Below are 17,961 nucleotides of genomic sequence, written 5' to 3'. Positions count from 1 at the left end.
CGGCGTTCGCGCGGTGGACGCGTTACCCACTCTGAATCGCCGGAAACAGCGGGAAGCCGGGCAGGTTACGCACCACCGTCCACACGATGACGGCCAGCGCCATCGTCAGCCAAGCCGCCGTCGACGGCGCCGGCTTGCCGCCACCGCGGCGGACCAGCAACCAGCCGGCCAGCATCGGGATGCCGATCAGCAGCCAAACGTTGTCGTTGACGGCGGCGGCCAGGTGGCCGTGCAGCAGGTCGTTCGTCATCCGCAGGCCACCGCAGAACGGGCAGTTCCATCCGGTGAGCCACTTGAAGGGGCACTGCGGATACACGGAGTGCGTATTGTGCGGGTCGACCAGGCCGACGTAGCTCAGCGCGCCGCCCAGCGCCAGGGCGGTTCCGGCCGCGACGTACCGGCGCTGACGCCGTGGTCCGTGACACTGTCCCACCGCTTGTCCGGCGGATTCGGTTTGCGTCACGTGTTCAGCATGCCAGACCGCGGCGGCGTGCGATCGGAAAGTCGTGGCCGCTAACGGTTCCGTCGCAGCCTCCACCGGCCGCGGGATTGCTTCTCCGGCTCGGTGGCTGAGGCGTTTTCGGCCTCCGCCTCGGGCTCCTCGGCCTCGCCGGGCTCCGCCTCTTCCGGCTCGTCGGCCTCGGATTCTTCGTTTTCGGACTCTTGAGCTTCGTCGGCTTCAGCTTGAGGCTCCGCCTCTTCCGGCTCTTCGGCTTCGGGCTCTTCGGCTTCGGCCGCGGGCTCCTCTGCTGCCGCCTCGGCCTTGACCGTCTCCGGCTCGTCGGCGTGGCCGGCCTCGTCCGCTTCCGCCTGCTCGGCGGGTTGGTCGTCGTCCCCGCCCTCACCCACCGCGACCGCGGCGGTCGCTGCCTCGGCCGAGACGACGGTCGGTGACTCGTCCGCGGGCTCCGCCGCCGGGGATTCCGCGTCAGCGTGGTCGGTGCCGCGCAGGCTCTCGGGCGCCTCGCGCCCCTTCGGCGCCACCATGATGTACACCACCGCGCCGATGAACACGAAAGTTGATGTGAACGAGTTGATCCGGATACCCGCGATGTGGGTGGCGGTGTCGTCGCGCAGCAGCTCGACGCCGAAGCGCCCGATGCAGTAGCTGGCCACATACAGCGCGAATAGCCGCCCGTGGCCCAGGGAGAACCGTCGGTCGGCGTAGAGCAAGAAGGCGAAAACCAGGACGTTCCAGATCAATTCGTATAGGAACGTCGGCTGCACGACCAGTGCCACCTGGCCGGTGGAGACCCCGTCCAACGAATGGGGGTCGATGTACCCCGAGGGGTCCCGGCGGTAGAAGATCTCCAGGCCCCACGGCAGCGTGGTCTCCCGGCCGTAGAGCTCCTGATTGAAGTAGTTCCCGAGCCGGCCGACGGCCTGCGCCAGGATGATGCCCGGCGCAATCGCGTCGGCGAAGGCCGGCAGCGGAATGCCGTGGCGCCGGCAACCGATCCAGGCGCCGACACCGCCGAGGGCCACCGCACCCCAGATGCCCAGGCCGCCGTCCCAAATCCGCACCGCGGCACCCAACCCGGCGCCACCCGGCCCCCAATAGGTCCGCCAGTCGGTGGCCAGGTGATAGAGCCGGCCGCCGACCAATCCGAACGGCACGACCCACAGCGCGATGTCGTAGATGACCCCGCGCTGGCCGCCGCGGGCCTCCCAGCGCCGGTCACCGATCAGCAGGGCCGCCACGATGCCGGTGATGATGAACAGCGCGTAGGCGCGAATCGGCAGCGGCCCCAGGTGCCAGACTCCTTGGGGCGGGCTCGGGAAATACGTCGGCAACATCGTCATCGGCCCGACGCCCTCTGCCGCACGCCGGCGGCCAGCTCCTCGGTGAGCGCGCGCAGCGCGGGAAGCCCGCCGTCACCGAGCGCCGACACCAGCGCGGACCCGACGATCACCCCGTCGGCGTAAGTGGCGATCTGCGCCGCCTGCTCTCGCGACCGCACGCCCAGGCCGACGCCCACCGGTATGTCCGACACGGCCTTCACCCGTGCCACCAGTTCGGGTGCGGCCTGCGACACCGCGTCCCGCGCCCCCGTTACCCCCATCGTGGAAGCAGCGTAGACGAATCCCCGCGACGCCTCGACGGTCATCGCCAACCGTTGCGGCGTGGAGGACGGCGCCACCAGAAAAATCCGATCCAGCCGATGCTCCTCGGAGGCCGCCAGCCACGGCCCGGCTTCGTCGGGGATGAGGTCCGGCGTGATCAGGCCCTGCCCCCCGGCCGACGCGAGATCCCGCGCGAACGCGTCGACCCCGTACCGCAGCACCGGATTCCAATACGTCATCACCACCGCGCGCCCACCGGCCGCACTGATCGCCTCGACGGCGGCGAGCGTGTCCCGGACCCGCACTCCCCCGTGCAACGCGACCTCGGTGGCGCGCGCGATGGTCGGCCCGTCCATGCCGGGATCGGAGTACGGCACACCGACTTCGATGATGTCGCAACCCGATTCGACCAGGGCGATCATCCCGTCCACCGAGGCCCGCACGTCGGGGTAACCGGTGGGCAGGTAGCCGATCAGCGCGGCGCGATCGTCCTCGCGGCACGCGTCGAAAACCGGCCCGAGCCTGCTGGCTTGCCGCTGTCGCACGTTCATCGCTCGCTGGGCCCCATCAGGCCGAACCATTTCGCGGCCGTCTCGACGTCTTTGTCACCGCGACCCGAGAGGTTCACCACGATGATCGCGCCCGGCCCCAGCTCGGGGCCCAGCTTGACCGCGCCGGCGACCGCGTGCGCCGATTCGATCGCCGGGATGATCCCCTCGGTGCGGCACAGCAGTGCGAACGCGTCCATCGCCTCGGCGTCGGTGATCGGCCGGTATTCGGCACGCCCGGTCTCCTTGAGATACGCATGCTCGGGGCCAACCCCCGGATAGTCCAAACCCGCTGAGATCGAATGCGATTCGATGGTCTGACCGTCCTCGTCCTGTAGCAGGTAGGAGAACGACCCCTGAAAGGCGCCGGGTGAGCCGCCGGCGAACGTCGCGGCGTGCCTTCCGGTTTCGACGCCGTCACCGGCCGCCTCGAAGCCGACCAGGCGGACCCCCGCATCGTCGATGAACGGATGGAAGATGCCGATGGCGTTCGATCCCCCACCGACACAGGCCACGACCGCGTCGGGCAACCGGCCCGCCTGGGCCTGGATCTGCACGCGCGCCTCCAGCCCGATGATGCGCTGAAAATCGCGCACCATCGCCGGAAACGGATGCGGCCCCGCGGCGGTGCCGAAGCAGTAGTAGGTGCGCTCGGCGTTGGTCACCCAGTCACGAAACGCCTCGTTGATGGCGTCTTTGAGCGTCTTCGAGCCGCTCTGCACGGACACGACCTCAGCGCCCAGCAGTCGCATCCGGGCCACGTTGAGCGCCTGGCGCGCGGTGTCCACCGCGCCCATGTAGATCACACATTCCAGACCCAGCAGGGCGCACGCGGTGGCCGTGGCGACGCCGTGCTGACCGGCGCCCGTCTCGGCGATGACCCGGGTCTTGCCCATTCGCTTGGCCAGCAGCGCCTGACCGAGCACGTTGTTGATCTTGTGAGAACCGGTGTGGTTCAGGTCTTCCCGCTTGAGGAAGATGCGCGCGGCGCCGGCGTGCTCGGACAGCCGGGTGGCCTCGTAAAGCGGCGACGGCCGACCGGCGTAGTTGACCTGCAGATCGTCCAGGGTGTCCAGGAAATCGGGGTTGATGCGTTCCTTCTCGTAGGCGGCGGTGACCTCTTCGATCACCGCCATCAACGCCTCCGCGACGTAGCGGCCGCCGTAGACACCGAAGTGGCCACCCGCATCGGGTTCGTGGCGGGTGGGTTCGGCGACGGCTGCACTCGGACGGGGAAGGTCCGGGCGGGACAGGTTGACCATCACCAGTGACTTGACGACTAGCGAGACGGTTTCGGGCAGGACGGGTGGGTGCCCGCGGTGACCAGGTCGGCGACCGCGGCGCGCGGGTCACCGCTTTTGACCAAACCCTCGCCGACCAGAACGGCGTCCGCACCGGCGCCGGCATACGCCAACAGGTCCCCGGTGCCACGGACACCGGACTCGGCGATCCTGATCACGTTGCTGGGCAGCCCGGGAGCGATGCGCGCAAAGCAATCCCGGTCGACTTCCAGCGTCGCGAGATCACGTGCGTTGACACCGATTACGTTGGCCCCGGCCTTCAGCGCGCGGTCGGCCTCCTCCTCGGTGTGCACCTCGACAAGGGCGGTCATGCCCAGCGATTCGGTGCGGTCCAGCATCGACACCAGGGCGGACTGGTCCAGCGCGGCGACGATGAGCAACAACATGTCGGCGCCGTGCGCGCGGGCTTCGTGGATCTGATACGGCTGCACCACAAAGTCTTTCCGCAACACCGGTATCGAGACGGCGGCGCGGACCGCGTCGAGGTCGTCGAGCGAGCCGCGGAAGCGTCGCTCCTCGGTCAGCACGCTGATGATCCGGGCTCCGCCGTCCTCGTACGCGCGGGCCAGTTTCGCCGGATCGGCAATGGTGGCCAGGGAACCCGCCGACGGGCTGGCGCGCTTGACTTCGGCGATGACGCCGATGCCGGGCTCGCGCAGGGCGGCCATCACGTCACGCGCCGGCGGCGCGGCGGCGGCGGCGGCTTTGATTTCGGACAAGCTGATGAGGGCTTCGCGCGCGGCGACGTCGGCCCGGACTCCCTCGAGGATGGAGTCAAGCACGGTAGCCGGACTCATGCCTGTTGCTTCCCTTCGCGCTGTCACCCATCGTCACCCCACGGCCGACCTGACAAATCGGAGCCGATTGCGACGACGTGAATGAAGGGTAGCGGCCCCCGGCTCGCGGCCCGTCACCGACCCTCGGTGTCCGAGCCGCGGGACCGATCGGTCGGCTCCTGCGTTGGGTCACAGCCCTCGTCAAGCGCGTCCCAGATCATCCGCTCCGACATTTCCGGCGTCTCCGGCTGCTCCAGCATCGCGCCATCGGCGTCGTCGCGTAGCGCATTCGAGCGGCGCGTCGCCGGGGCCGCATACTTTCGCGCGCTCAGCCTCGCCGCCCCGCGGTCGCCGGCCGACCGCAGCAACAGGACGGCGGCGATCAGGGTGCACGCCGCCGCGGCCACCGCGATGCCCGCGCCGACGTAGCGCCGCTCGCTGCCCACCAGCGTCATCACCGCGACGTGGGCCAGGTCGGCCCCGCGCACGGCCACGTCGGGCAGCGCCCACAGACTGACGCCGAGGTATCCGACGGCCAGGCTGGCCAGGGCCAGCAGCCCCGCCAGCGCCCGCAGCGGCCAGCCGCGCACCGCGATCGCCGCCACGGCCGCCGCCAGCATGAGCACCGCCAACGGCAGCAGCGCCGTCGACCACGACGCGCCGGACAGGGTCACCTCGCGCGGCGGCCCGAGCCCGTCGAACGACCGGATCACCACCCACGGCAGCCGGGACGCCGCCCACAACGCCGCCGAGGACAGCACCAGCAAGACCTGGGCCATCCCGACGGCCAGCCGGGCCCGGCGGTTGGGCCGGGCCTCAGCCATGGGGGCCGGCCTCCGGGGCGGTCAGCGTCTCCGCGGCGGCGATCGCGTTGAGCACCGCGCGCGCCTTGTTGGACGCCTCGGTGTACTCATACGGTCCGTTGGAGTCCGCTACCACCCCGCCGCCGGCCTGCACGTAGGCGGTGCCGTCGCGCATCAGCGCGGTGCGGATGGCGATCGCGAAGTCGGCGTTGCCGGCGAAGTCGAGGTAGCCGACCACGCCGCCGTAGAGGCCGCGCCGCGTCTTCTCCACCTCCTCGATCAGCTCCATGGCCCGCACCTTGGGAGCGCCCGACAGCGTGCCGGCCGGGAAGCAGGCCGTCACCGCGTCCAGCGCGGTCCGGCCCTCGGCGAGCATCCCGGTCACCGTCGACACCAGGTGCATGACGTGGCTGTAGCGCTCGATGTGGCTGTAATCCTCGACGCGCACGGTGCCCGGCGCGCAGACCCGGCCGAGGTCGTTGCGGCCCAGATCGACCAGCATCAGGTGCTCGGCGCGTTCCTTCTCGTCGGCCAGCAGTTCCTTTTCCAGCAGCTGATCCTCTTCGTCGGTCTGTCCGCGCCACCGGGTGCCGGCGATCGGATGCGTCGTCGCCCAGCCGTCGTGGACGGTGACCAGCGCCTCCGGGCTGGAGCCCACGACCGAGAAGTCCGTTCCCCCATGATCATTGGGGACGTGCATCAGGTACATGTAGGGGCTCGGGTTGGTGACCCGCAGCATCCGGTACACGTCGATCGGGTCGACGTCGGTGTCCATCTCGAACCGCTGGGAGGGGACGACCTGGAAGGCCTCGCCGGCGGCGATCTGGTCGACGAGGTAGTCGACGATCTTGCCGTACTCCTCGACGGTGCGCTGCGCGCGGTACCGCGGCTCGGGCCGGTCGAACGTGGCGACCGTGGACGGCAGCGGCTGGCCGAGCGCCGAGGTCATCACGTCCAGGCGGGCGACCGCGTCGTCGTAGGCCTCGTCGACCCGCTCGTCGGTGCCGTTCCAGTTCACCGCGTTGGCGATCAGCGTGATGGTGCCCTCGTGGTGGTCGACGGCCGCCACGTCGGTGGCCAGCAGCAGCAGCATGTCCGGCAGGTGCAGGTCGTCGACGGCCAGTTCGGGCAGGCGTTCCAGGCGCCGCACCATGTCGTAGGCGAACAAGCCGACCATGCCGCCGGACAGCGGCGGCAGCCCGGGCAGGGTGCCGGTGGCCAGCAGCTCGAGGGTGGCCCGCAGCGCGTGCAACGGGTCGCCCCCGGTGGGCGCGTCCTGCGGCACGGCCCCCAGCCAGACCGCTTCGCCGTCGCGGACGGTCAACGCCGACGGCGCGCCCGCGCCGATGAACGACCAGCGCGACCAGGACCGGCCGTGCTCGGCGGATTCCAGCAGGAAGGTCCCCGGGCGATTGGCGGCGAGCTTGCGGTAGGCCGACAGCGGCGTCTCGCTGTCGGCGAGCACCTTGCGAGTCACCGGAACCACGCGGTGCTCGGCTGCGAGCTGGCGGAAGTCCGCTCGTGAGGTCGTCGCGGCGAGGTGGGCGTGCACCGAACCATCCTCGCAGACGAGCTGATCAGGACCCGCCCAGCCTGACGCCGATGCGGCCCGGAACCGGCCGAGGTTGGGGGCACCCCCAACGGCGCAGCCGCGAGGGGGCAAGTCGGGCGATCGGGCGTAGCGTGTCGACCATGAAACCCGGTGACACCGTCGCGGACTTCGAACTTCCCGATCAAACGGGGACGCCACGCAAGCTCAGCGACCTGCTCGCCGGCGGACCCGTGGTGCTGTTCTTCTATCCCGCCGCGATGACGCCGGGCTGCACCAAGGAGGCCTGCCACTTCCGGGACCTGGCCGCCGAGTTCGCCGCCGTCGGGGCCAACCGGGTCGGCATCAGCGTCGATCCCGTGCCCAAGCAGGCCAAGTTCGCCGACATGCAGAAGTTCGACTACCCGCTGCTGTCCGACACGGACGGGACCGTCGCCGCGCAGTTCGGCGTCAAGCGCGGCCTGCTCGGCAAGCTGATGCCGGTCAAGCGCACCACCTTCGTCATCGACACCGATCGCACGGTGCTCGACGTGATCTCCAGCGAGTTCAACATGGACACCCACGCGGACAAGGCGCTGCAGACGCTGCGCGCCCGCTGAGCGTCAGGGACTGATCGCCAGGAACACGTAGGCGGCGAGCAGCACCAGGTGCAGCTCGCCCTGCAGCCGAGTGGCCCGGCCGGGCACCACTGTCAGCATGCTGATCACGACGGTCAGCGCCAGCAGCACCAATTGGATGGCGCCCAGGCCGAGCACCAGCGGTCCCTTCAGCCAGATCGACGCCAGCGCGATCGCGGGGATGGTCAGCCCGATGCTCGCCAACGCCGAGCCGTAGGCCAGGTTCAGGCTGATCTGGATGCGGCCCTGCCGCGACGCACGCACCGCGGCGAGGGTTTCCGGCAGCAACACCAACGAGGCGATGACGACGCCGACGAAGGACTGCGGAAATCCCACCGCCGTCACCGCGCTCTCGACGGCCGGCGACTCCTCCTCGGCCAGGCCCACCACCGCGATCAGGGCGACCAGCAGCAGCCCCAGGCTGCCCAGCGCCGCGCCGCGGCTCGGCGGGTCCGCATGGCTCTCGTCCTCGAACAGCCGCTTCTGGCCCTTCTGCGCGACCGGCAGGAAGAAGTCGCGGTGCCGCACCGTCTGCGTGAAGACGAAGACCAGGTACAGCAGCAGCGAGGCGACCGCGGCGAAGATCAGTTGACCGGGCGAGAACTCCTTGCCCAGGCCGCTGGTCGTGAAGGCCGGCAGCACCAGGCTCAGCGTCGCCAGCGTGGTCAGGGTTGCCAGCGCCGCACCGCTGCCCTCGGCGTTGAACAGCGTGACGCCATAACGCCGGGAACCCATCAGCAGCGACAGGCCCGCGATGCCGTTGGTGGTGATCATCAGCGCGGCGAACACCGTGTCCCTGGCCAGCGTCGCGGCTTCGTTGCCCCCGGATGCCATCAGCTCGACGATCAGGGCCACCTTGATCACCGTCACCGCGGCCGCGAGCACCAGGGACCCGAATGGCTCGCCGACCCGGGCGGCGACCACCTCGGCGTGATGCACCGCGGCCAGCACGGCCCCGATGAGAAACGCCGCGACCACCACGGCCAGTGCCGGGCGGAGCCTTTCGCCCCAGATCACAGCCAACACCCCGACGGCAAGCAACGGCACGACCGCGGTCCACGACATCCGTCTCAACATCGACCGCCATTCTCATCGACGGCACCCGTTCGGGCGACTTCGGACCTCGGTTCTGACCTCCCGGGCTACCGGCGACGCCGCGACCACATTTCTTGAACCGAAAGTCCCCGGGCGCTGGGGACAAAAGCCCCTAACGTTCACCCGGCGGCTTTCCATACGGTCGCAACATTCGCCTCAGGTTTACACGGGCTGATCCGGAGGGAAGTCAACAAGGCATATCCGAAAGCTGGTCTAGAGCTAGCCGGATCGAAGGGGGGAACGGTGTTAGCAACCCGGACCACCGCACAAGGCGGCGCCAACAGCTCAATTCGCAACCATCTGCGCGGCGCGAAGGACGACGATCGCGCTGAGTGGGTTTCGAAAGCCCTCTGCCGGACCGGCAACCCGGACGGACTGTTCGTTCGCGGCGCCGCCCAGAGAAAGGCCGCGGCGATCTGCCGGCACTGCCCGGTGATCCTGGAATGCGGCGCCGATGCGCTCGACAACCGGGTCGAGTGGGGCGTCTGGGGCGGTATGACCGAACGCCAGCGCCGTGCCCTGCTCAGAAAGCACTCCGAGGTGGTGTCCTGGGTCGACTTCCTGGCCGCCGCCCAGGGTCAGCGTCGCACCGCGAACTAGCGCCCAGCGGATCGCCGACGCCGCAACGAATCTAGGCCTCGGGCTGCAGCAGCACGTCGGCGTCGAAGCAGCTGTGCTCGCCGGTGTGACAGGCGCCGCCCACCTGGTCGACCGTGAGCAGCACGGCGTCCCCGTCGCAGTCCAGTCGCACCGAGTGCACGTGTTGGGTGTGGCCGGACGTCGCGCCCTTGATCCACTGCTGGGCGCGGGACCGCGAAAAGTACGTCGCCTCACGGGTTTCGAGCGTGCGGGCCAGCGCCGCGTCGTCCATCCAGGCGACCATCAGCACGTCGCCGCTTCCGCGTTCCTGCACGACGGCCGTGAACAGGCCTTCGGCGTTGCGCTTCAGGCGCGCGGCGATCTGCGGGTCCAGCGTCATCGCACGGTGATCCCTTCGGCCGCCATGGCGGCCTTCACCTGACCGATGGTCAGCTCACGGAAGTGAAAGACGCTGGCCGCCAACACGGCATCGGCACCCGCGGCGACCGCGGGCGCGAAGTGTTCCGCCGCGCCGGCGCCCCCGCTGGCGATCACCGGCACCGTGACCGCCGAGCGCACCGCCCGCAGCATCTCCAGGTCGAACCCGGCCTTGGTGCCGTCGGCGTCCATCGAATTCAGCAGGATCTCTCCCACCCCCAGATCGGCTCCGCGAGAAGCCCATTCGACGGCGTCGATGCCGGTCCCGCGGCGCCCGCCGTGCGTGGTGACCTCCCACCCCGACGGCGTCGGCACCGAACCCGGGGGCACCGTGCGGGCGTCGACCGACAGCACGATGCACTGCGAGCCGAACTGCCTCGCCATCTCCTCCAGCAGGTCGGGGCGGGCGATCGCGGCGGTGTTGATCGACACCTTGTCGGCGCCCGCGCGCAGCAAGACGTCGACGTCGGCCACCGTGCGCACCCCGCCGCCGACGGTCAGCGGGATGAACACCTGCTCGGCCGTGCGGCGCACCACGTCCAGCATGGTGGCCCGCCCCGACGACGAGGCGGTGACGTCGAGGAAGGTGAGCTCGTCGGCGCCCTCGGCGTCGTAGGCCGCGGCGAGTTCGACAGGATCACCTGCGTCGCGCAGGTTTTCGAAGTTGACCCCCTTGACCACCCGCCCGGCGTCGACGTCCAGGCAGGGAATGACCCGCACCGCGAGGCCGCTACCGGAGGGCATCTCAGAAATCCTCCGGTCGGCCGGTGCCGCGCAGGATCTCGAGAATCTCGGCGTGCGCGCGCGGACCCGCCGCCAGCGCGGAATCCGACGCGGGGGTCCAGGGTTCGCCGTGGACGTCGGTGACGACTCCGCCTGCGGCGCGCACCAGCGCGACGCCGGCTGCGTGGTCCCACACGTGGCCGCCGAAACTGATGGAGCCGCCGAGGACTCCGTCGGCGACGTAGGCGAGGTCGAGCCCGGTGGAGCCGTGCATCCGCAACCGCGACGAGATCCGGCTGAGGTTCTCCAGCACCGCGATCCGGTAGCGCCCCGGGAACCGGCCCCGCGCGTCCGCGCTGAACGAGCCGGCGCCGATCAGTGCGTCGGCCAGGTCGATGTCGGCCAGCGGCGGTTGCGCGACACCGTTTTTCATCAACGGGCCGCCCACCACCGCGGTGTAGCGCTGGTCGACGAAGGGCAGCCAGGTCAGCCCGGCGACCGGGTCGCCGCGGTGCAGCAGGCCCAGCAGAATGCCCGCCATCGGTGAGCCGGCGGCGTAGTTGAACGTGCCGTCGACGGGGTCGAGCACCCACACCCATTCGGAGTCGACGTCCGTGCCGCCGAATTCTTCGCCGTGCACCCCGATTCCGGTCGCCTCGGTCAGCGCGTCGACCACCTGACGCTCGATCGCGAGGTCCACGTCGGTGGCGAAGTCGTTGCCCTTCTTCTGGACCGCCGAATCGGCGCGGTGGCCGGACAGGAACGGCTCAGTGGCGTCGTCCAGGATCGCCGACGCCTTCTTCACCAACTCTTCCAGGTCCATCGCGGCCCTACCCCGCAACCGCGGCCAGCGCCTGCGGCAGGGTGAACCGCCCGGCGTAGAGCGCCTTCCCGACGATGGCTCCCTCGACGCCGCGGTCGGTCAGGGTGGCGATCGCGCGCAGGTCGTCCAGGCTCGACACGCCGCCGGAGGCGATCACCGGGGCGTCGGTCCGGTCGGCGACGGCGGCCAGCAGGTCCAGGTTGGGACCGCCCAGCGTCCCGTCCTTGGTGACGTCGGTGACGACGAAGCGCGAACAGCCTTCGCGGTCAAGGCGCTCCAGCACTTCCCACAGGTCACCGCCGTCGGTTTCCCAACCGCGGCCGCGCAACCGGTGCCGACCCTCGACGATCTGGACGTCCAGGCCGACGGCGACCTTCTCGCCATGCTCGCTGATCGCACGCGCGCACCACTGCGGGTTCTCCAGCGCCGCCGTACCCAGGTTGACCCGGGCGCAGCCGGTGGCCAGCGCCGCGGCCAGGGACTCGTCGTCGCGGATGCCGCCCGACAGCTCCACCTGGACGTCGAGCTTGCCGACCACCTCGGCGAGTAGTTCGCGGTTGGAGCCGCGGCCGAACGCCGCGTCCAGGTCCACCAGGTGGATCCAGTCCGCGCCGTCGCGCTGCCAGCCCAGCGCCGCGTCCAGCGCCGAACCGTATTCGGTTTCGCTGCCCGCCTTGCCCTGGACCAACCGCACCGCTCGGCCGTCGACCACGTCGACCGCGGGCAACAAGATCAACACATTCCCTCCCAAGCCGTTGTCACAGTGCCTCGATCCAGTTGCGCAGCACCGCCGCACCGGCGTCCCCGCTCTTTTCGGGGTGGAACTGGGTGGCCGACAGCGGCCCTTGCTCGACCGCGGCCAAGAACGGCACCCGGTGAGTGGCCCAGGTGAGGACGGCCTCGGGCGGACCCTCCCATCGCTGTGCGGCATAGGAGTGCACGAAGTAGAACCGCGTGTCGACGTCGAGCCCCTTGAAAAGGGTGCTGCCGGGCCCGGCGTCGACGACGTTCCAGCCCATGTGCGGGATCACCGGGGCGTCCAGCCGGGTGACTTCGCCCGGCCACTGGCCGCAACCCGCTGTCTGCACACCGAATTCGACGCCGCTGGCGAACAGGATCTGCATGCCGACGCAGACCCCCAGCACCGGGCGCCCGGCGGCGACTCGGTCGGCGATGATGCGGTCTCCGTGGACCTTGCGCAGGCCGGTCATGCAGGCCTCGAACGCCCCGACGCCGGGCACCACCAGCCCGTCGGCGGCGGCCGCCGGGTCGGCGTCGGCGGTCACCTCCACCGACGCGCCCGCCCGCTGCAGGGCGCGCTGGGCCGACCGCAGGTTGCCCGAGCCGTAATCCAGGACGACGACGGATGGTTTTGTCACAGAACGCCTTTGGTGGACGGCACGTCGGTCACCCGGGGGTCGGGCTCGACGGCCTGACGCAACGCGCGGGCCACCGCCTTGTACTGCGCTTCGGTGACGTGGTGCGGGTCGCGGCCGTACAGGACGCGCACGTGCAGCGCGATGCGGGCGTTCATGGCCAGCGACTCGAAGACGTGCCGGTTGATGACGGTGTGATAGGGCACCGAGCTGCCGGCAATGCTCGTGTGTAGCAGGTGATCCGGCTCGCCGGTGTGCACGCAATAGGGCCGGCCGGACACGTCGACGACGGCGTGGGCCAGCGTCTCGTCCATCGGGATGAAGGCGTCGCCGAACCGGCGGATACCTCGCTTGTCGCCGAGGGCCTGCCCGAGCGCCTGGCCCAGGGCGATCGCGGTGTCCTCGATGGTGTGGTGGCCCTCGATCTCGACGTCGCCCTTGGTGCGGACGGTCAAATCGAAACTGGCGTGGCTGCCCAGCGCGGTCAGCATGTGGTCGTAGAACGGCACACCCGTGTCGACGTGGACCTGGCCGGTGCCGTCGAGGTCGAGCTCGATGACGATGTCGGATTCCTTGGTGCGGCGCTCGATACGCGCGCGCCGGGTCGCAATGGTGGTCACGGGGCTCCTACTGGGGTGGCTGGGGCCAGTTCGGTGGCGGCGATCTGGGCGCTGGCCCGCAGGAAGGCGTCGTTCTCTTCGGCCAGCCCGGTGGTCGCGCGCAGGTAGCCGGGGATCCCGACGTCGCGGATCAAGACGCCGGCGTCCAGGTAGCGCTGCCAGGTGGCCGGGGCGTCGGTGAACCGACCGAACAGCACGAAGTTGGCGTCGCTCGGGATGACCTGAAAACCCATGCCGGTCAACGCCTTCGTGACACGTTCACGTTCTGCGATCAGCGCGGCGACGCTGCCCAGGGTGTCGTCGGCGTGCCGCAGCGCGGCCCGGGCCGCGGCCTGGGTGATTGACGACAAGTGGTACGGCAGCCGCACCAGCAGCATCGCGTCGATCACCGCGGGCGTGGCGATCAGGTAGCCGAGCCGCCCGCCGGCGAACGCGAACGCCTTGCTCATCGTGCGGGTGACGATGAGCTTGGTCGGATACTCGCGCACCAGCCCCACGGCGCTGGGTTCGGAGGAGAACTCGCCGTACGCCTCGTCGACGATCAGGATGCCCGGTACCGCGTCGAGCAGCCGCCGCAGGGCGGGCAACGAAACGCTCTGCCCGGACGGGTTGTTCGGGCTGGCGATGAACACCACGTCGGGCCGGCGCTCGGTGATCGCGGCGACCGCCGCGTCGAGGTCGAGGCTGAAATCGTCGGCGCGGACGCCCTCCAGCCATTCCGTGCGCGTGGCATCGGAGATGATCGGGTGCATCGAGTAGGACGGGACGAACCCGATGGCGGTGCGCCCGGGCCCGCCGAACGCCTGCAGCAACTGTTGCAGGATCTCGTTGGAACCGTTTGCCGCCCAGACGTTTTCCACGCCGAGCGGCACTCCGGTCTGCGCGGTGAGGTAGCCGGCCAGGTCGCTGCGCAGGGCAGTCGCGTCCCGGTCGGGGTAGCGGTGCAGGTCGGCGGCCGCCTCGGCCACCGACCGGACCACGTCGTCCACCAGCGCCCGGCTGGGCGGGTGCGGGTTCTCGTTGGTGTTCAACCGCACCGGGACCGCCAATTGCGGTGCGCCGTAGGGCGATTTGCCGCGCAGGTCGTCGCGCAGGGGCAGGTCGTCCAGCGTGGGGTTCTCCGGCCCGGTCATCGCTCGAACCTCCGCCGGATCGCCTCGCCGTGCGCCGGCAGGTCTTCGGCCTTGGCCAGCGTGACCACGTGCCCCGAGACGTCCTTGAGGGCGGCCTCGGTGTAGTCGACGACGTGAATGCCGCGCAGGAAGGTCTGCACCGACAGGCCGCTGGAATGCCGGGCCGAGCCCGCGGTCGGCAGGACGTGGTTGGAGCCCGCGCAGTAGTCGCCGAGGCTGACCGGCGAGTAGGGCCCGACGAAAACGGCACCGGCCGAACGGATTCGCCCGGCGACCTCCGCCGCGCCGACGGTCTGGATCTCCAGGTGCTCGGCGGCGTAGGCGTTGACCACCTTGACACCGGCGTCCAGGTCGTCGACCAGGATGATCGCGGACTGGCGGCCGCCCAGCGCGGTGGCCACCCGGTCGCGGTGCACGGTCGTGCGCAGCTGGGCGGCCACCTCGGCGGCGGTGGCGTCGGCCAGCTCCGCGCTGGGTGTGACCAGCACGCTGCCCGCCATCTCGTCGTGTTCGGCCTGGCTGATCAGGTCGGCGGCCACGTGCGCGGGGTCGGCGGTGTGGTCGGCCAGGATGGCGATCTCCGTCGGCCCGGCCTCGGCGTCGATGCCCACGCGCGAGCGGCACAGCCGCTTGGCGGCGGTGACGTAGATGTTGCCCGGGCCCGTGATCATGTCGACGGGCGCCAGTTCCCGACCGTCGGTGTCGGTGCCGCCGTAGGCCAGCAGCGCCACCGCCTGCGCGCCGCCGACCGCCCACACCTCGTCGACCCCCAGCAGCCGGGCGGCGGCCAGGATCGTCGGGTGCGGCAGGCCTTCGAACCTGGCCTGCGGCGGACTGGCCACCACCAGCGAGTCGACGCCCGCGACCTGTGCCGGCACCACGTTCATCACCACGCTCGACGGGTACACCGCGTTGCCGCCGGGCACGTACAGGCCCACCCGTTCGACGGGGACCCACCGCTCGGTCACCGTCGCGCCCGGGCCCAGCGTGGTGGTGACGTCGCTGCGGCGCTGGTCGGCGTGCACGGCGCGGGCGCGTTCGATCATCACCCGGAGGGCCTCGACGACGTCGGGGTGCAGGTCAGCCAGCGCCGCCTCCAGCGCCGCCGCGGGCACCCGGACCGCCGCGGGCCGCACCCCGTCGAACGACTCCCCGTACTGCAGCGCCGCCTCGGCGCCGCGCTCGGCGACGGCCTCCACGATCGGGCGCACCTTGGGCAGCACGCTCTCCACGTCGGCGCCCCCGCGCGGCAGCGCGGTCCGCAACCGGGCAGCCGTCAGCTGGACGCCCCGCAGGTCGATGCGGGCCATCACGGGTGCTGAAGTGGTACTCATTGCCTCCATTGTCCCAGAGCAACTCAAGTCGATTTTCGACCGGTACAGTGCCCATGTAAGGCCGGGTAAGCCCCGTACAACTCAGGGAGCCGTCATGTCCGCGAAGGATCATCCCAACAACGCGCCGGGCGTCCCAATGGTGTTCCCGCCCTGGTTCGAGCGCTTCCAGATCAAGTATTTCAACCCGGCGGTCAAGCCGATCGCCCGCTTTCTGCCCGGCACCGCCACCATCAAGCACCGCGGCCGCACCTCGGGCACGCCGTACGAGACCATCATCACCCCTTACCGCAAGGGGAACGTGCTGGCCATCGCGCTGGGCCACGGCAAGACGAACTGGGTCAAGAACGTGCTGGCCGCCGGCGAGGCCGACGTGCAATACAGCCGCAACCGCGTGGTGCACATCACCAACCCGCGGATCCTGCCGGCCGGCTCGGACGGCCCCGACGCCGAGCGCCTGCCGCGGATGGCCCGCATGCAGCTGCGCCGGATCGGCGTGTTCGTCGGCGACATCGCCTGAGGCCGCCCTGGACCCAAGCTCCAGCGGTCTACACCCTGGTGAAGACCGTTTTGCCGATCATCGTCGGCCAGGCCGACGGCGCGTCGTCCCAGGCGACGACGCGATCGACGGCCGGCGACAGATCCAGGCCGTCGGCGAGCCGCTCGAGCACCTGCGGTATGACCGTGCGCGCGCTCACTCGTCCGGTGATGAATTGCACACCACGGGTGTACATCGGCAGCAACGGCATCTCGACCTTGTATTCGGGGTAGATCCCAGTGTCGGTGCACACGCCGTCTGGCCAGGTGGCACGCAGTGTGGCCGATAGCAGCGCCGCATCGCCGGTGGTGTGCACGGTGACCGGATACGGATCCCACGACTTGTCGGGTTTGGCAGCGTCGTGCACCACCGCGCCGAGTTTCTCGGCGGCGGCCAGCCGCCGCGGGTCGGTGTCGACGTAGTCGACCCGGGCGCCCAGCGCCGCCGCGAAGGCGGCCGAGTACAACCCGATCGACAGCCGCCCGACGACCAGGACGCGCCGATCGACTGGATCGAGGCTCGCCAACTCCTCGTGGAATGGCCCGACCGTCCTCCAGCCGTCGGGGATGTTGTCCGACAGGGACGCGATCGAGATGGGGTCGACGCCGTCGGGCAGCGGGATGAGCATCGCGTCCGCATACGGCACCAGCACCAGATCGGACATGAAACCGCCACCATCGAGGCCGGCGATCGGCGCCATTCCGTACGTCGCCATCAATGGCCCCGAGCCGCACGAACCGGTCACGCCACGGCGACATTCGCGGCAGGTTCCGCAGCTGATCTGGAATGGCACCACGACACGGTCGCCTACCCGAACATCCTTCACACCATCGCCGACCGCGACGACCTCGGCCAACCCCTCGTGGCCCACCGCGTATCCCGGCGGCAACGGCAGCCGCCCATGGGCGACCGCGACGTCGAGGTCGCAGCAGGCCACCATGAGCGGCTGGACCAGCGCCTGTTCCGGCGCGGTGATCTGCGGGTCGGGCGCGTCGCGCCAAGCGTATCGTCCGACCTCTTCGTAGGTGAGCTGCCTCATCCCAGCATTCTTGAGTGATCTCTCAAGTATTGTCAACAGCGTGCCGAGACCGGATCGCAGCCGCGCAGCGCTGATCGACAAAGCCGCCACCCTGTTCCGGCGCCAGGGGTACGCGGCGACGGGCCTCAATCAGATCCTCGAGGAGGCCGGCGTCAAACCCGGTTCGCTGTATCACCACTTCCCGCAGGGCAAGCAACAGCTGGCCGCCGCGGTCGTCGAGAGCGAGGGGGCGGGTATCGAACAACTCCTGCGCCGGTTCCTGGCCACGGGCCGTCCCGCCGCCGACATCGTCGAACGGTGGATCGACCTGCTGGCGGCGGGGCTGGCCGGCGACCACCGCGACGGCTGCCCGATCGAGCCGATCGCCACGGAGTCGGTCAACGCGAGCCCGCTGGTGCGCGAGGCGTCCGCGCGCGCGTTCGGGGCTTGGTGCGCCGCGGTCGAAGAGCGCCTGCGCTCCGACGGCTGGGTTGCCGCGGAGGCCAAACAGGTTGCGCTCGCGGTGATCGCACTGATCGAGGGGGCACTGATCCTGTCCCGGATCTCCGGCGATGCTGGCGCGCTCGACGCCGCCAAGCCCGCCGCACGCACGCTGCTGCGCGGCTAAA

General features: G+C 70.3%; 21 protein-coding genes. 4 read left to right on the top strand and 17 right to left on the bottom strand.

All coding sequences use genetic code 11. From position 1 onward, the window contains the following. Positions 1-22 precede the first annotated feature (22 nt). From A5692_RS09045 to A5692_RS09015, 7 genes are all read right to left on the bottom strand, one after another. Positions 23-463, bottom strand: coding sequence for a DUF2752 domain-containing protein (locus A5692_RS09045; protein ID WP_068054821.1), 441 nt, complete (start codon positions 461-463; stop codon positions 23-25). 50 nt (positions 464-513) lie between these two features. Then, positions 514-1,803 carry a prolipoprotein diacylglyceryl transferase gene (locus A5692_RS09040; RefSeq protein ID WP_068054819.1) on the bottom strand — a complete coding sequence of 430 codons (1,290 nt, stop codon included), beginning with the start codon at positions 1,801-1,803 and terminating at the stop codon, positions 514-516. After that, positions 1,800-2,615 (bottom strand): tryptophan synthase subunit alpha, encoded by an 816-nt coding sequence (trpA, locus tag A5692_RS09035; RefSeq protein WP_068054816.1) that lies wholly within the window; start codon positions 2,613-2,615, stop codon positions 1,800-1,802. Before trpA ends, A5692_RS09040 begins: the two co-directional genes overlap by 4 nt. Next, complete coding sequence (trpB, locus tag A5692_RS09030; RefSeq protein ID WP_068054814.1) at positions 2,612-3,874, bottom strand: tryptophan synthase subunit beta; 1,263 nt, start codon at positions 3,872-3,874, stop codon at positions 2,612-2,614. Before trpB ends, trpA begins: the two co-directional genes overlap by 4 nt. Positions 3,875-3,891: 17 nt before the next feature. Continuing rightward, positions 3,892-4,710, bottom strand: a complete 819-nt coding sequence (gene trpC, locus A5692_RS09025) for an indole-3-glycerol phosphate synthase TrpC (RefSeq protein WP_068054812.1) — start codon at positions 4,708-4,710, stop codon at positions 3,892-3,894. Between the two features lie 113 nt (positions 4,711-4,823). Further along, on the bottom strand, positions 4,824-5,513 hold the full coding sequence (locus tag A5692_RS09020) for a TIGR02234 family membrane protein (protein WP_068054810.1): 690 nt from the start codon (positions 5,511-5,513) through the stop codon (positions 4,824-4,826). Further along, entirely contained in the window at positions 5,506-7,044 is a 1,539-nt protein-coding gene (locus A5692_RS09015; RefSeq protein ID WP_068054809.1) for an anthranilate synthase component I, read from the bottom strand. Before A5692_RS09015 ends, A5692_RS09020 begins: the two co-directional genes overlap by 8 nt. 140 nt (positions 7,045-7,184) lie before the next feature. On the opposite strand from A5692_RS09015, the gene A5692_RS09010 reads away from it, so the two are divergent. Further along, entirely contained in the window at positions 7,185-7,640 is a 456-nt protein-coding gene (locus A5692_RS09010) for a peroxiredoxin (RefSeq protein ID WP_068054808.1), read from the top strand. 3 nt (positions 7,641-7,643) lie between these two features. On the opposite strand, the gene A5692_RS09005 is transcribed toward A5692_RS09010, so the two are convergent. Further along, positions 7,644-8,735 (bottom strand): calcium:proton antiporter, encoded by a 1,092-nt coding sequence (locus A5692_RS09005; protein ID WP_068054807.1) that lies wholly within the window; start codon positions 8,733-8,735, stop codon positions 7,644-7,646. Positions 8,736-9,041: 306 nt separating this feature from the next. Between A5692_RS09005 and A5692_RS09000 the strand changes: the two genes are divergently transcribed. Beyond that, positions 9,042-9,353: a WhiB family transcriptional regulator gene (locus A5692_RS09000; protein ID WP_068054893.1), complete on the top strand. Its 312-nt coding sequence runs from the start codon at positions 9,042-9,044 to the stop codon at positions 9,351-9,353. Between the two features lie 31 nt (positions 9,354-9,384). Here A5692_RS09000 and hisI read toward each other — a convergent pair whose 3' ends face one another. Genes hisI through hisD form a run of 8 tightly spaced genes read right to left on the bottom strand, consistent with a single transcriptional unit; the run spans position 9,385 to position 15,758 of the window. After that, positions 9,385-9,732 carry a phosphoribosyl-AMP cyclohydrolase gene (hisI, locus tag A5692_RS08995; protein WP_068054803.1) on the bottom strand — a complete coding sequence of 116 codons (348 nt, stop codon included), beginning with the start codon at positions 9,730-9,732 and terminating at the stop codon, positions 9,385-9,387. Then, positions 9,729-10,514, bottom strand: a complete 786-nt coding sequence (hisF, locus tag A5692_RS08990) for an imidazole glycerol phosphate synthase subunit HisF (protein ID WP_068054800.1) — start codon at positions 10,512-10,514, stop codon at positions 9,729-9,731. The genes hisI and hisF overlap by 4 nt, the downstream gene beginning before the upstream one ends. Before the next feature lies 1 nt (position 10,515). After that, positions 10,516-11,316 (bottom strand): inositol monophosphatase, encoded by an 801-nt coding sequence (locus A5692_RS08985; RefSeq protein ID WP_068054797.1) that lies wholly within the window; start codon positions 11,314-11,316, stop codon positions 10,516-10,518. 7 nt (positions 11,317-11,323) lie between these two features. Beyond that, complete coding sequence (gene priA, locus A5692_RS08980; RefSeq protein ID WP_068054795.1) at positions 11,324-12,055, bottom strand: bifunctional 1-(5-phosphoribosyl)-5-((5-phosphoribosylamino)methylideneamino)imidazole-4-carboxamide isomerase/phosphoribosylanthranilate isomerase PriA; 732 nt, start codon at positions 12,053-12,055, stop codon at positions 11,324-11,326. 19 nt (positions 12,056-12,074) lie between these two features. Beyond that, positions 12,075-12,695 (bottom strand): imidazole glycerol phosphate synthase subunit HisH, encoded by a 621-nt coding sequence (hisH, locus tag A5692_RS08975; protein WP_068054789.1) that lies wholly within the window; start codon positions 12,693-12,695, stop codon positions 12,075-12,077. Further along, a complete protein-coding gene (gene hisB / locus A5692_RS08970; protein WP_068054785.1) occupies positions 12,692-13,312 on the bottom strand; it encodes an imidazoleglycerol-phosphate dehydratase HisB in 621 nt (206 codons plus the stop codon). Before hisB ends, hisH begins: the two co-directional genes overlap by 4 nt. After that, on the bottom strand, positions 13,309-14,445 hold the full coding sequence (locus tag A5692_RS08965; protein ID WP_068054782.1) for a histidinol-phosphate transaminase: 1,137 nt from the start codon (positions 14,443-14,445) through the stop codon (positions 13,309-13,311). The genes hisB and A5692_RS08965 overlap by 4 nt, the downstream gene beginning before the upstream one ends. Further along, positions 14,442-15,758 (bottom strand): histidinol dehydrogenase, encoded by a 1,317-nt coding sequence (gene hisD / locus A5692_RS08960; protein WP_197514405.1) that lies wholly within the window; start codon positions 15,756-15,758, stop codon positions 14,442-14,444. The genes A5692_RS08965 and hisD overlap by 4 nt, the downstream gene beginning before the upstream one ends. A gap of 115 nt (positions 15,759-15,873) precedes the next feature. Here hisD and A5692_RS08955 point away from each other — a divergent pair, with 115 nt between their 5' ends. Next, positions 15,874-16,296, top strand: coding sequence for a nitroreductase family deazaflavin-dependent oxidoreductase (locus tag A5692_RS08955; RefSeq protein WP_068054774.1), 423 nt, complete (start codon positions 15,874-15,876; stop codon positions 16,294-16,296). Between the two features lie 28 nt (positions 16,297-16,324). Here the strand turns inward: A5692_RS08955 and A5692_RS08950 are convergent, their stop codons facing one another. After that, entirely contained in the window at positions 16,325-17,353 is a 1,029-nt protein-coding gene (locus A5692_RS08950; RefSeq protein WP_068054772.1) for an alcohol dehydrogenase catalytic domain-containing protein, read from the bottom strand. Between the two features lie 40 nt (positions 17,354-17,393). Here A5692_RS08950 and A5692_RS08945 point away from each other — a divergent pair, with 40 nt between their 5' ends. Then, positions 17,394-17,960 carry a TetR/AcrR family transcriptional regulator gene (locus A5692_RS08945; protein ID WP_068054770.1) on the top strand — a complete coding sequence of 189 codons (567 nt, stop codon included), beginning with the start codon at positions 17,394-17,396 and terminating at the stop codon, positions 17,958-17,960. The last annotated feature ends 1 nt before the right edge of the window (position 17,961 follow it).

The organism is Mycobacterium sp. E342, assembly GCF_001667665.1.
In the GTDB taxonomy this organism is placed as follows: Bacteria; Actinomycetota; Actinomycetes; order Mycobacteriales; family Mycobacteriaceae; genus Mycobacterium.
This window is presented reverse-complemented; position numbering and strand designations above follow the sequence as displayed.

Bases quoted from the DNA above. Each gene is read 5' to 3' on its own strand.
- A5692_RS08950 (WP_068054772.1), bottom strand. From the start codon at position 17,353: ATGAGGCAGCTCACCTACGAAGAGGTCGGACGATACGCTTGGCGCGAC.
- trpC (WP_068054812.1), bottom strand. From the start codon at position 4,710: ATGAGTCCGGCTACCGTGCTTGACTCCATCCTCGAGGGAGTCCGGGCC.
- A5692_RS08955 (WP_068054774.1), top strand. From the start codon at position 15,874: ATGTCCGCGAAGGATCATCCCAACAACGCGCCGGGCGTCCCAATGGTG.
- A5692_RS09020 (WP_068054810.1), bottom strand. From the start codon at position 5,513: ATGGCTGAGGCCCGGCCCAACCGCCGGGCCCGGCTGGCCGTCGGGATG.
- A5692_RS08985 (WP_068054797.1), bottom strand. From the start codon at position 11,316: ATGGACCTGGAAGAGTTGGTGAAGAAGGCGTCGGCGATCCTGGACGAC.
- A5692_RS09040 (WP_068054819.1), bottom strand. From the start codon at position 1,803: ATGACGATGTTGCCGACGTATTTCCCGAGCCCGCCCCAAGGAGTCTGG.
- A5692_RS08965 (WP_068054782.1), bottom strand. From the start codon at position 14,445: ATGACCGGGCCGGAGAACCCCACGCTGGACGACCTGCCCCTGCGCGAC.
- hisI (WP_068054803.1), bottom strand. From the start codon at position 9,732: ATGACGCTGGACCCGCAGATCGCCGCGCGCCTGAAGCGCAACGCCGAA.
- A5692_RS09010 (WP_068054808.1), top strand. From the start codon at position 7,185: ATGAAACCCGGTGACACCGTCGCGGACTTCGAACTTCCCGATCAAACG.
- trpB (WP_068054814.1), bottom strand. From the start codon at position 3,874: ATGGTCAACCTGTCCCGCCCGGACCTTCCCCGTCCGAGTGCAGCCGTC.
- hisF (WP_068054800.1), bottom strand. From the start codon at position 10,514: ATGCCCTCCGGTAGCGGCCTCGCGGTGCGGGTCATTCCCTGCCTGGAC.
- trpA (WP_068054816.1), bottom strand. From the start codon at position 2,615: ATGAACGTGCGACAGCGGCAAGCCAGCAGGCTCGGGCCGGTTTTCGAC.
- A5692_RS09005 (WP_068054807.1), bottom strand. From the start codon at position 8,735: ATGTTGAGACGGATGTCGTGGACCGCGGTCGTGCCGTTGCTTGCCGTC.